This is a genomic window from Pseudomonadota bacterium (assembly GCA_018823285.1).
Lineage (GTDB): Bacteria > Desulfobacterota > Desulfobulbia > Desulfobulbales > JAGXFP01 > JAHJIQ01.
This window is the reverse complement of record JAHJIQ010000010.1, coordinates 64,615-78,402: the sequence shown is the minus strand read 5'-3', so window position 1 is coordinate 78,402 and position 13,788 is coordinate 64,615. Positions and strand designations below refer to the sequence as shown.

Below are 13,788 nucleotides of genomic sequence, written 5' to 3'. Positions count from 1 at the left end.
ACTACACTTAATATTAATTTCACAATACCTATCCGGAACATCAATTATTTCTCTAGATTAAAATCTGCTTACTTAACTTTTATTATCCAAACTACTTCATAGTGTGGCGGGGTAGTTTCAGTAACAGATGTTTTGTAGGTGTTGTAATTTGAGCCAGCAAAACCATTTCCTATTTGCCAGTTCTTCGCAAACACCTCAGAACCTCCTGCACTGTCAAGATACATATAATGGTCGTTAAAATTTGGGCTACCTTGTCCCCATCCGCCTATACCTACATAAAGCCCAGATTGTCGTATACGCAAAGGTGAGTAATGATTATGGCTTGTTGCACCTCCCACAGCACCACTAGAAGTACTCCCTTTTAGGAACCTGTTTTCTCCGTTAAGATTAGGAATCGCTTGACCATCATAAGGACTTTCAGGATCAGATAATGTCTGCCCATTGCACTCAACCCAGACACCTTCCAGAGGTGGGGTGTTTGGCATTGATTTAGCCCAAGACATAATAGTCCCCACCGGCAATGCCAACTGGCTTACAGTTTCCGCCTTTTTAGCATATCCACCGCTGGTTATTCGCTGTCTGGGGACCATCTCAGGGTCTGCGCCAACTGAGACTCCAAGATAGAGCGTATCAGTTTGAAAGACAGTTGAAGTCAAGGCCTGGACAGTACCAAGCTGGACATTGAACTCTCCGTTAGATACTTGGACACTTTGTGCCTCGCTCCACAGTTCATTGCCGCCTGTTTCGGCATCGTAGATTTTGAAGGTCATGCTGAGAGTGTTGGTGACTGGCTGACCCTGGCTATCGTTCAGGAAACCCTGGTAGCTGATCAGATTGGGAACCGCGAATGAGTTTGATGCAACAAGAATCATCGCGGCTACGATTAACTGGAGTGTGATCAATGTTCTTTTCATGCTTAAACCTTTTTGTTTTAGGTTCTTAATTAACATTATTTAATTCCCATAAGCCCCGACCCGGTTACGATTACCAGAGTTAAAGGCAGGCCTTGACGACAACTCCTGAATCAAAACATGATGTTTGCTATAAAGTGAGGTCAACTGAGCGTAGAGCTCCCGCTCAAGCCGATCCTTCTCCCGCCGCATTCTTTCCCGTTCTTCTTGACGATCTTTCTTAGCCTCAGCACGAGCCCGTTTTCGAAGTTTTGACTCAAGGCGGCGCTGTTCCGCGACGAATCTCTGCTCTTCCCTTCGTTGCCGAGTAAGTTCACGAATTTCCGCCCATGAACGTTCCTTTTTCTCACTCATCATGCTAACAACGGCAATCTCCGAGGGTGTTTTTACCTCTGCAGCGGTGGAAACAGATCCACTCATCATTTCTTCAACTAATATTTCAACGGTCTTTTCAGCGTCTGAACCTGAAGTTAGGCCTGTTATTATTGCTTTACTTGCAAGTTCTCCGACAAGACTTGAAAATAGGTGCGTTGCGTGTTTACCGTAGAACATGGTCTTTAAATGAGTTGGAAGTCTGCCCCTGATTTTAAGCAAAGATCCTGATGCAGCCCCAATGACTCCGCCGGCAATAAAATCTGGGACGTCACCGAGAACTTCATCACCTGTCGGTGCTCGCAGTGAACGCTCTGCTGATTTTTCAAAAGCAACCGCGGTAAGTCCCCCGACAAGCCCCCCCACCGGACCCAACATAGCGCCGATCCCTGCCGCAACCCCTCCCACACCGCCTAAAGCAAAAGCTTTGGCAGCACCTCCAAAAGTAGCATCCTCATTATTTTTCAAATATTTTGTTGTAGTAGATATCCCACCAACAATCCCTGTCACAATAGGCACAAATACTACCCATGCAAATTCACCATCAGGATCAATGTATGTTATAGGATTTCCTTTCGCGTAGCTGTACTGGTTCAAAGTCTGACTATCCTTCATATCCCCCTTCACAGGGTCCTTGCTCATGAACCTCCGTGTATCTGGGTCATAGAACCTGGCCCGCATAAACTGCATCCCGGTTGGCTCCTGCATTACCCCAAACTTACCGATATATCTAAAGGGATTACTGTCGGCACTATCAACTACCGCCGCCGGCTTGCCATAAGGTAGATAAGCGTATTGGTTAACCTCGATCCCATCCTTATCCGTGATAGCCACCGTGCTGCCGATAGGATCGTAGTGGTAGTAGTGCCGTGTCCCGGTCGCCGCATCAATGCTGTACAACAGGCCATCGCCGTAAACGTAATAGCGATAAGCGTTGTTACTGCCGTCCATCTCCGCCAGCACATATTCCATGCCGCCGTTGGTATCGAGCAGGTAGCGGGTTTCAGTGGAGTTCATCACCGAGGACAACCGGTGGCCGGCACTGTTGTAATGGTATTCGTACACCGTGGCGCCATCGACCACCCGGTCGAGCAGGCCGTCGTCGTTGTAGGAGTAATTGATTGCCTTAACACCATCATCCTGCCGGGTGCGGTTGCCCATGACGTCATGGTTGTAGGTCTTGCCGTTGCTGGTTGAGAGTTGATTGGCTTCATTATGAATAAAAGAATCATTGCTGTCGGCAATCATGGGCAGTAGAGGCTGCTCCATCTCAAGACCGGTGCGGTTACCATTAGAATCTATGGTTAAGATATAGCCAGCGACCAGGCTGCCGTGGGCATCCAGATCGGTTTTGGCGATGAGCCGGTTGGCGTCGTCGTAGGAGTAGGCCACGGTGGCCTCATTACCCATGGTCATGCCAGACAAGCGACCAAGGGTATCGTACTGATAGCTGGTGGCGATTCCTCCCCAGTCCTCCACCCTGGTCAGCCGGTCCTGGGCGTCGAAGTAGTAGTAGACCGACCGGTTGCCGGGATAGCGGGTGGAACTCCGATTGCCGTTGGGGTCGTAGGTATAGCCCACGGTCTGGCCGAAGGGGTCGGTGACCGCCGCAACCTGGTTCAACTCGTCATAGCTGTAGATGGTCGTGCCCATGCCGTCCACCACGCTGAGCCGATTGCCGTTGGCGTCGTAGCTGTAGGTTGCCGTGCTAGCGGCCCCAGGATAAATCATGCTGACCAACCGATTGTCCTTGTCGTAACTGTAGGTCGTGGTCCGGTTGTCCGCTTCGGTCAAGGCCGCCAGGTTCCCCAGCACGTCATACTCCATGGACACGGAATTGCCCAGTGGGTCGCTTTCCGACAGCAGGCGGTTCAAATCATCATAGCTGTACTCGGTGGTATTGGATCTGGTATCGGTCAGCGTTAGCCGATTGCCCAAGGCATCATAGGTGGCTGCAACCACGCCGCCTTCGGCATCGACAACCTGGACTAGGCGGCCTAGGGAATCGTAGCTAAAATTGGTCTGTTTGTTCTTGGCATCCGTGACCCTGATGAACCGGCCGAGTTCGTCATATTCGTTGGTCACCGAGTTGCCAAGATGGTCGGCCACCGTCTTCAGGCGGTCTCTGGCGTCAAAGGTATATGTGGTCAGATGACTTTGGGCATCGGTGACCGTTAACCGATTGCCGTTGACGTCATAGGCATAGCTCTCCGTCACCCCAAGCGGCTCGGTGATTGAAACGAGACGGTTCAAGGCATCATAGACAAAGGTGGTTACATTGCCCTTGGCATCAACGGTTTTGACCCGGTTGCCGTTGGCGTCGTACTCGTGACGGGCACTGTTGCCCACGGGATCGATGCGCTGGATCACATTGCCCAAGGCATCATAGATCGTCTGGGTGGTCCTGCCCATGGGGTCGGTCAACGCGACACGCCGGTCCATCTTGTCGTATTGATAACTCTCGGTTCGACCCTCCGCCGAAGTCCGACTGATCAACCGGTTTTTGGCATCGTAGGCAAAACTGCTGATATTACCCTTGGCGTCGACATGCTGCACCTTGTTACCATTGGCATCGTAAGTGAACGAGGTGGTCTTGCCCAGAGCATCGGTGATGGAGAGCAGCCGGTCCATGGCATCATAATCGTAGGCCTTTGAGCGGCCCAGCGGGTGATTCTCCGTCAGCTTGCGGCCCACTGCGTCGTAGGTGGAGGTGCTGCGATTGCCCTGGACGTCCTGCACCGCCACCAGATCGCCGCTGGCCTGGTCGTATTCAAAGCTGGTTACCGTCTCCAATGTGGTACCCACGGCATAGGTCTCGGTCAGCACCTGGCCGTATTGGTCATAGGTGTAGGCGGTCACCACATGCAGCGCATCCTCCTCGCTAAGTAGGTTCCCGTTTGTCGGGTCATAGGTGTAGAGCGTGGTGTTGCCCTTAGCATCAGCCTTGGAAGTTGGATTGTTGTTGGCGTCGTAGAGGGCGGAGGTCACCCGGCCCAGCGGTTCGGTCTTGGTCAGCACGTTGCCGTTTGCGTCATAGGCATAGGTGGTCTCGTTGCCCCGCTTGTCGACGGCGCTCACCAGGTTGCCCCGGTCGTCATAGGCATAGGTGGCCTCATGGCCAAGCGCATCGACCTCCCGCACGAGCTGCAGGTACTCGTTGTAGTAGTGGTACGAGGTGTTGCCATAGGGGTCGGTCACCGTGGTCGACTTATTGACCCCATCGTAGCTGTAGAGGGTTTCGGCGCCGATGGCGTCGCGCTGGCTCGATACCACCCGCTTCTGCTCGTCGTAGGTGTTGGAAACCGCGATATGGTTCAGCGGGTCGGTGATGGTGAGGATCTGGTGGTTGGTGTCATAGGTATAAGCGGTGCTGTTGCCGCCCAGGTCGAGCACGTTGACCAGATCGCCGCTGCCGTCGTAAACGTAGTTGACCGATCTCCCCAGGGGGTCGAGCAGCCGGGTGATATGGCCGAAGGTGTCGTAGGAGATGCTGATGGTCCGGTCCACCGTATCGGTGATGGAGGTCAGGATGCCACCTTCGTAGTTGAAGAGAATCCGGTTGCCATGGGCGTCGACGATGGAGGCGATCCGGTTATCCCCGTTGAAGTTGTACTCGGTCATGTCCTTCTGGCGGATGGTATAGGTGTTGTCGCCATTTTTAGTCAGCGAACTGAACACGCCGTAGCGGGGGGTATAACCGCCGGATCCGTCCGGGGTCCAGGTTTCTGCCTTGCCGTCGCCGAGGCGGACCGTCACCTCGTTGTCGGCACTCACGGCCAGATGCACATTGTAGCTGTGGGTCCAGCCGATGCCGAAGGGCCCGTCGGTGCCGTCCTGCGAGTTATAGGCCCGGACGAAGGAGAAAGGCACGCCCCGGCCGGGGATCTGCAGGTCGGCATTGGCGTAGACGTAGTTGCCGGTGGCGGTGTTCACCGGCCCGTCGCCGTAGCCGGAGTTGGAAGAGAAGCCGAAAACCGTGTCCGGCCGGCTCAGGATGATGTCCTCGTTGGCGATGCTGGTCTTGCACAGCTCCAGCTCCTTCTGGTAGGTCATGTAGCCGGGGGTCACGGTGGTGATCGATTCGATGCGGTAGTTGCCGCGCGGCAGGTTGGTGAACGAGTAGTTGCCGGCGGCGGTGGTGGTGGCGGTGTGACCGCTGTTCAGGGTGACCACCACATAGCCCATGCCCTTGTTGTTCAGGGTGGCGTCCTTCACCACGCCGGAGATGGACATGTTCGAGCCGGTGCAGATGGTATAGCTTTCGCTGGCCACCGGCCCGGCATTGCCGGCCACATCGACGGCAAAACTTTTTATGGTGCTGTCCGCGCTGATGGCAAGCGGAGTTGTGTACTGCGGCGAGGTGTCGGAAGGGTCGCTATCGTCGATGGTGTAGTAGATCGCCCCCTGCTCGCTGGCGGTCAGGGCCACGGACTGGCCGTTCATGTAGGTGTCGCCGGTCGGCGAGATGGTGACCAGCGGGGCGGTGGTATCGAGCATGATCGAGTCGTGACACACCCCGGACCAGACCCCGTACCCGTTCATGAACTTGACAAAGACCTGCCGTTCGCCGTCGTTATTCGCCAACTGCCAGGGCATGGAGGTGGCATAGTCATAAGGCTCGGACCACCCCACCCCGTTATTGGAGACTTTTACCTTGGAACAGCCGCTGGGCGAACTGCATACCAGGCCGAGATCGACCGAAGTTGCTGCGGTGATGGCCTCGTCGGAATTGATATAGATGCCGCAGGAAATGCCGCCCGGCAAAGGTGCAACCGCCCGGCATTCGACGGAATAGTTGAAGCTGACCGAGTTCTCACAAGGCTGAGATGTGATGACATCGGCGACAACTTGGTAGTTCGCGGATGCCCTGTTGCCGCTGCCATTATTCTCCAGCAGAGACGACACACCATAGTTGGTGCTGGTCATTCCAGCTGAAGAAAGGGCTGGGATTAATAGGATTGATATAAATTTTGTTATTAATATTGAGCTAAATATTAATCTCACAATACGCATGTCCTGTGTTTAAAAAACTCTTTATTTAACTTTCATAATCCAGACGACTTCATAATATGAAGGTAAATGAGATGCTGAACGGTTTGTAAAATCTCCAATCCCGCCACCATAATATCCCGCAGAAATATACACAGCCGCGTCAGTTTTGTTTGCATTAGCGACATTGCCCGCACCCATAAACTGGGTGTTTACATGCCCAATATTATGGCCATGAGAAGTCGCCCCTCCCGACAACCCACTTCCCACAGCACCTCTTAAAAATCTATTTTGACCGTTCAAATCAGGAATAACCTGCCCATTTAATGGACTATCAACATCGACCAAAGTTTGACCACCACATTCCACCCATCCTTCTGGCAAGGATGGCACTCCCGGCATAGATTTCATCCAAGCCATTACAGCACCTATTGGAGAAATAGTTTCCTCGACTAAGGCCGCTTTTTGGGAATATCCTCCGGTCATTAATTGCTGCCTTGGTACCATTTCAGGATCAGCTCCGACCTGGATTCCGAGGTAAAGGGTATCAGTCTGAAACACTGATGAAGCCAGAGGATGGATAGAACCAAGCTGGACATTGAAAATACCGTTTGATGCCTGAACCGATTGGGTCTCACCCCAGAGTTCGGTGCCGCCGGACGGGACATCATAGATCTTGAAGGTGATGCTGACCGTCGAACTGATCGGGTTACCACCACCATCATTCAGGATACCTTGATAGCTGATCAGGTTGGGAACTGCCCCGGCGGTTACCGTCAGCATCAAAACCATCGCCAAAGTCATTAATGCTACAAATGCTCTTTTCATCACTAGTCCTGTATGTCTGAAGTTATAAAATCAAACCTCTTGTTTTTTGATTATCTGGAGTAAACCCCGCCGCCGCCACCTGAGTTAAAACTAGGCAGGGCATTAAGGTCGTAAACTATTACAGAATGCTTACTAACCGACCGGGCATAGTTTTCATACATTCTTTTCTGGTTGGCTTTTGCCTGTTGCCGCTTTGCCTTACGCCGATCCCTATCTTTACGTTTCCGCCGCTGTTCTTCTTTATATATCTCTCTTTCCGACCTGGTTTCGGTTTCTTCTTGGCCACAATCTGCAACACAGGAAACCGAGAGGACTATATTGTCCCAGTTAACTCCGCCGCCTGATCTGTCTTCAGTAGCGGCATCTGATGAGCCATTAGTTTCTTGGCTATACACGTCGCTAGCTTGCTCATAAGAGACGATCTCCCCATTCCCCGCAAATTCAGAAGATTTTTCTATGCTTTTTCTATAAATGCATTCCTCGTCAAAAGGACTACAGCCGTTTTTGACTCGATTGTACATGTATCTAAGGTTGTCTAATCTTGCTGCGTAGGTATACCCTTTCGCATAACCTACCCAGTGGGTGGCACTCCACTGTGCCTCATATTTCTTACCCTTAAACCCTTCATACAATCCGACACCAAACATTCCAATTTCCCAACCGGCGGCAATAGCAAGCGAGGCTTTACCAACAAAATTTGCCGCAGATGTCAGAGTCATAGCTTTTAAATTTAGTTCCGCCGCTGCAAGCATCGTCTGCAAGTTAGTTTGAGGGTTCTGGTCGAAATATTGAACCGTTGACGATGTAATCAATCCTAAAACTGAAGTTAACAACTCACCCCTTGGATCAACACTAGAAGTCACGTTGCCTTGTACATATGCATATGGACTCAAGCTCTGACTATTATTCATACCACCCTTAACCGGGTCCTTACTCATAAACCTACGGGTCCCTGGGTCATAGAACCTGGCTCGCATGAACTGGAGACCGGTCGGCTCCTGCATAACTCCGAACTTGCCAACATAGAGGAAGGGATTGTCGTGGGTGGTCTCGCTACGATTTAACTCGCCAAACGGCAGGTAAGAGTACTTGTCGGTTACTGAGCCGGTGGCATCTGTAATCGCCACGGTGGAACCGATCGGATCATAGTGGAAATAGAGCCGTTCGCCAGTGGTGCCATCTATAGAATAAAGCAAACCATCACCATAGATGTAATACTTGCTGACCGCATTGCTATCATCCATCTCGGCCAGGACAAATTCCATCTCACCAATCACATCGAGCAGGTAGCGGGTCTCTATCCCTTTGTTGACAGAAGCAAGCCGCTGACCATCGGCATTGTATTGGTAGCTGAAAAAATCAGTCCCCTTGGCTACCCCGGTCAACAGGTCGTCATGGTTATAGGTGTAATCGGTGATTACACCACCATCATCCAGGCTGGTACGGTTGCCCAGATCATCGTGGGTGAAGGTCTCACCGGTGCCGGTTAGCACCCGGTTGCCATCGTCATGGGTGAAGACATCACTGTCGTTGTCGAGCAGTGGCACCAGAGGCTGGGTCATATCGACTGCAGTGCGGTTGCCGACCCCATCCATGGTAAACGTATATCCGGCAATCAGGGCGCTGGCCGGATCGCGATCCTCCTTGGTCAACAGCCGCCCGGAATCGTCATAGGTAAAACTTTCTACCGAACCGTTACCAAAGGTCTTGGCCGCCAGACGCCCGGCATCATCGTAGGCGTAGGTTGTTGAAACACCGCCCCAGTCGCTGACCGAGGCCAGCCGGTTAAGTTCATCGTAGGTGTAATAGACAATCTTGTTACCCGGATAACGGATCGATGTCCGGCTGCCAGCCGGGTTATAGGTATAACTCACCGTCAATCCATGGGGGTCGGTAGTCGCGGAAACCTGGCCAAGGGAGTTGTACGTGAAGGTCGTGGTGCCAACCCCACCATCGGCAGTCAACCGTTTTCCCTCTGCGTCATAGGTGTACGAAAAGGTTGCCGAGTCGGGATCGGTCTTCAGCAACAACCGGTAGTTCTGATCATAAGAATAAGTGGTGGTGCCATCTGCATTGGTGAACGACAATAAGTTGCCGACCAGATCATAGACCATAGTCTCGGCAGTTGTGACAGCATCACCGATCGGGTATTCGACCCGGGTCAGACGGTTTAAGACATCGTATTCATAGTTCGTTGTCTTACTGCGGGTATCGGTCAGTGAAATCCGGTTGCCCAGTTCATCGTAGGCAGCGGTAACTATCCCGTTTTCTGCATCGGTGACCGTAACCAATCGGCCTATTTCGTCATAGGTAAAACTGGTGGTGTTATTGCGGGCATCGGTGACGGTTAACAACCGCCCCAGGTCATCGTAAGTATTGGTGGTGACGTTATTAAGCGGATCGGCAACGGTCAACAACCGGTTCAGAACATCATAGGTCGAGGTGAGGGTCTTGCTCCGGGCGTCAGTAACGGTCAGACGGTTACCATTACTATCATAGGTGAATGAAGTAGTGTTGCCCAGGGCATCGGTGGTGGAGAGCAGCCAATTAAGGGCGTTATAAACAAAGAGTGTTTCATTGCCCATGGGGTCGGTAGTTTTAAGCTTGTTGCCGTTGGCGTCGTACTCGCTACGGGAGACATTGCCCATGGCATCAAGGGTCTGGTTGACGTTCCCGATCTTGTCGTAGACCAGGGAGGTAACCGAACCGAGCGGGCTGGTCACTGCGATCCGCCGATCAAGCAGATCGTAGACATAAGTCTCGGTCTCGTTCATCGGGGTGGTCTTGCTGATCAGCCGATCCCTGGCATCGTAGGCAAAAGTAGTCTTGTTGCCATTGGCATCGAGATGCTCGGTCTTGTTGCCGTTGGCATCGTAAGTGAAAAGACTTCCCCCTCCCAGAGCATCAGTGACCGAAACCAGCCGATCCAGATTATCGTATGTGAAAAGAGTACCCCGCCCAAGTGGATGAGATTCAGAGATCTTTCTCCCCACCACGTCATAAGTGTAGGTATGGGTGTTGGTTAACGCATCAACCACCGAGACCCGGTTACCATAAATATCGTAATAATTGGTGGTGACGTTGCTCAGATCATCGGTCACTGTCTCCATTTGCCCATAAGCATCATAGGTATAGGTCGTAACATTATTCAGGGCATCGGTGACAGTCAGCAGGCTACCCTGACCATCGTAGGTGAAGGTGGTCGTGTTGGTGTTGGCATCGGTCCTGGTCAACGGGTTGTTATCCGCATCGTATGTAGCGGAAGTCACCCGTCCCAACGGTTCGGTCTTGGTCAGAACATTGCCGTTTGCGTCATGGGCATAGTTGGTAATATTACCGTTCTTGTCGGTAACACTGATCAGGTTACCTCTTTCATCAAATTCGTAATGAGCTGAATAGCCAAGTGCATCGACTTCGCAGATTAACCGTAGAAGATCATCGTAATAATGATATGAGATGTTGCCCAGGCGATCGATGATCTGAGTTCGACGTTGTTCCACATCATAGGAGTAGAGAGTTTCGCCACCAAGAGCACCCTTCTGAGCGGCAATGACATTCTTCTGGTCGTCATAGGTGTTGGTAAGAACAATGTTACCGAGGGGATCAACCACGGTCAGAATCCGATGGTAAATGTCGTAGGTGAAGGTGGTGGCATTGCCGTCCAGGTCTGTGGCTGAAACCAGATTGCCGTTAACATCGTAAGAGAAAGTGGCCGATCGGTTGATCGGATCGGTGATGCTGGTTATCCGTCCATTAACATCACTGGTGAAATTAATAATGCGACCAACAGTATCGGTTACCGATGCAAGGTTTCCGGAAGAGTAAGAGAAAGAGATGGTATTTGAGTACTCGTCAGCGATGGAAGTCAAAAGTCCGGTAGGATCGAAGTTGTATTCAGTCATATCCTTGAGACGAAGATTGAAGCTGGTATCCAGGTTCTTGGTCAGAATCGAGAAAACCCCGTACATCGGGATGTAGCCGCCACCACCATCCGGAATCCAGGTCTCGGTCCGGCCCTCACCCCAGCGGATGGAGACCTCGCCGCCTGCTTCTTCAGTGAGGGAGATGTTGTAATTATGGGTCCAGCCAAAACCAAGAGGTCCGTCGGAACCATCCTGGGAGTTATAGGTACGGTCAAAGGCAAAGGGAATGCCGCGACCAGGAATCGCCAGATCGGACCGGTTATAGGCATAGTTGCCGGTGGAGGTATTGACGTTATCGCCGCTGTAACCGGAACTGCTACCGGTACCAAGAACAGTAGTGTCCTTGGTCAGGCTGATGTCGTTAACAATATTGGCCTGGCAGAGAGTGAGTTCCTTCTGATAGGTGACATAGCCGGGGGCGGTGATGCTGACCGAGTCGATTGAATAATAGCCGGCAGCCAGACCAGTGAAGGAGTAATTGCCGGAAGGATTGCTGACTGTCTGCTGGCCGGTTTTCAGGTTGATCACCGCCAGGGGAACATTCTGGTTGAGCAGGGCATCTCTAACCGCGCCTGTAATTGACAGGCCGGTGCCTGTGCAGATCGTGTAATCCTCGGTGGCAACCGGACCGTTGTTTCCGGCCAGGTCTACAGCAAAGAATTTGAGAGTGGTATTTACAGTCAGGTCGAGCGGGGTTGTATATAAGGTTGAGGCTGTAGTCGGTTCACTTCCGTCGATTGTGTAATAAATTGTGGCCGGCTCACTGGCAACAAGAGAGACGTTCTGGGTACCTATGAAAGTATCGCCCTGCAGGGTAGCCGAAGCGGTCGGAGCCCTAGTGTCCAGATTAATTGAATCGCCGCAGATTCCGGACCATTCGCCAGTAGTATCCTTGTACTTTACGAAGACCTTCTTCTCGCCATCTCCAGGAGAAAGAGTCCAGCTGGTAGTAGTGGTGAAAGGCTGGGTGACCGGCCAATTGAAACCGTTGTTGGAAATAGAGACCTCTTCACAGCCATCCGGATCGCTACAGATCAGATCGAGGCTGACGGCCGGATCATTGGCCGCAACATTATCCTGGCTGATGAAGACCCCGCAGGAAGGTGCGGTTGAAAGTCCATGATCCAGCACCTCGGCCTGCACCTGAAAATTGGCGCTGGTTGAAAGACCTACCGGCTGGCGGGGGATAACACTTTTTGACAACTGGTACTGGCTGGAACCGGCCGCTCCGCCGCCATGGTTGGATGAGAACACCGGCATCTTGAAGTTGGCGCTTTCCATGGCAGCGACATCCGCCGACAAACAAGCAGTCACCAAGAGTAAAGTAATTATGCCGGAGATAAACTTCATTTGCCCAAATGTATTATCACTAATATTTCGTCTTAAAAACATACCCCTCGCTGCTCATCTGCTTGCGAGGGGTCATTTCATCATCTATACCCACTTGGATACCGATATAAAGTTCATCATTCTCAAAAATAGAATCATTAAGGGGTTGTTTGTCTCCCAGCTGCACTTCAAACATGCCGTCCAAAATCTGGATGTTTTTTGTAACATTCCATATGGGAGTGCCACCCACAGACACATCATAGATTCGGAATGTCATACTTACAGTGGAATTAACAGGTTGGCCGCTCTGGGAAAATAAAAAACCTCTATATGTACGCAAAGCATCAGCCTTGACAAAAGATGACCCAAGCAACAAACAAGCAGTAAGTATAATGGCAATCCCGGATCTCATATGATGAATATTTTCCCTTACAATAAACTTTAAAAACTTTTAACTTGGTAATAATATCCAACATTATTAATACCAATAGTACTCCCATCACAGATTGAACCAGATCTATTCGCTGCAAAATATCCTTCAATTACTACAGTCTTTCCAGGCAATATTTGTAATGGGGGACTGTAAATAGAATTTACGTTTGAAAAATATGAAAGATCATCATTCTTTACACTCAAATAAGAATCAGTCGTGTCGTGGACAACTCCCTCAACAACCATTCTGATTGCATCAATTCTTCGACCATACTTACCGACAGTATAACGCATTGCCCACATGTTACTAACTTCCCAAATTTCTCCCTGAGGCACAGAAAATGTATGCACTATATGCCAATCGCATCCTGATGGAGCAGAATAGCTGTTCAAATTAACAACATTCTTTAATGTTGGAACTAGTGGTTCTGCTCTAAACGCGAAAGATCCACTTGTAAACTTCTGCCGCGGCATCATCTCCGCATCAAATTCAACCTTGATTCCAAGATAAAGGCCATCTTTGTCGAATATGGTTGAAACAAGCGGAACATGAGACCCCAGCTCAACCTGAAACAACCCATCGGTCACAGTAACCTGGCTGGTTCCAATATCCCAAGTCTCAGTCCACCGGGCTGTGCCAGCCACCGGATCATCATAGATTGTGAAGGTGATCGAATAACTGCCGGTCAGCGGCACGCCGTTCTGGTCATTAAGTTTGCCCTGATAGGTAATGATATTGGGCACTGCAAAAGACACAGACTGCAGCAGGAGAAAGGTTGCCAGAACCAGCAGTGAAAAAATTGCTTTCTTCATATAGAACTCCTAATAATGCATAAAAGCACAAATGCACAAAGTGGGGAAAAAACATTTCACTCATTCAGCTTGATAACTGGCAAAAGAACAGCCCCTCGATCAACAAAACACAACACGAGCAAATATGATTTAGACCAGGAATACTCCAGAAATGAAAGACTCCCCCCAGTCTTATTGAGTGACAAGCTAAC

Annotated in this window: 6 protein-coding genes; all 6 read right to left on the bottom strand. The window is 50.9% G+C overall.

What is annotated here, in order from left to right:
* Window positions 1-68: 68 nt before the first annotated feature.
* The 6 genes from KKG35_03115 to KKG35_03090 all read right to left on the bottom strand — a co-directional run bounded on the left by KKG35_03115 (window position 69) and on the right by KKG35_03090 (window position 13,597).
* Window positions 69-950: a hypothetical protein gene (locus KKG35_03115; protein ID MBU1737105.1), complete on the bottom strand. Its 882-nt coding sequence runs from the start codon at window positions 948-950 to the stop codon at window positions 69-71.
* 3 nt (window positions 951-953) lie between these two features.
* On the bottom strand, window positions 954-6,188 hold the full coding sequence (locus KKG35_03110; protein MBU1737104.1) for a chitobiase/beta-hexosaminidase C-terminal domain-containing protein: 5,235 nt from the start codon (window positions 6,186-6,188) through the stop codon (window positions 954-956).
* 129 nt (window positions 6,189-6,317) lie between these two features.
* Entirely contained in the window at window positions 6,318-7,100 is a 783-nt protein-coding gene (locus KKG35_03105; GenBank protein ID MBU1737103.1) for a hypothetical protein, read from the bottom strand.
* A gap of 50 nt (window positions 7,101-7,150) precedes the next feature.
* A complete protein-coding gene (locus tag KKG35_03100; GenBank protein MBU1737102.1) occupies window positions 7,151-12,304 on the bottom strand; it encodes a chitobiase/beta-hexosaminidase C-terminal domain-containing protein in 5,154 nt (1,717 codons plus the stop codon).
* Window positions 12,305-12,392: 88 nt separating this feature from the next.
* Window positions 12,393-12,764, bottom strand: coding sequence for a hypothetical protein (locus tag KKG35_03095; protein ID MBU1737101.1), 372 nt, complete (start codon window positions 12,762-12,764; stop codon window positions 12,393-12,395).
* 29 nt (window positions 12,765-12,793) lie between these two features.
* Window positions 12,794-13,597: a hypothetical protein gene (locus KKG35_03090; protein ID MBU1737100.1), complete on the bottom strand. Its 804-nt coding sequence runs from the start codon at window positions 13,595-13,597 to the stop codon at window positions 12,794-12,796.
* Window positions 13,598-13,788: the final 191 nt, after the last annotated feature.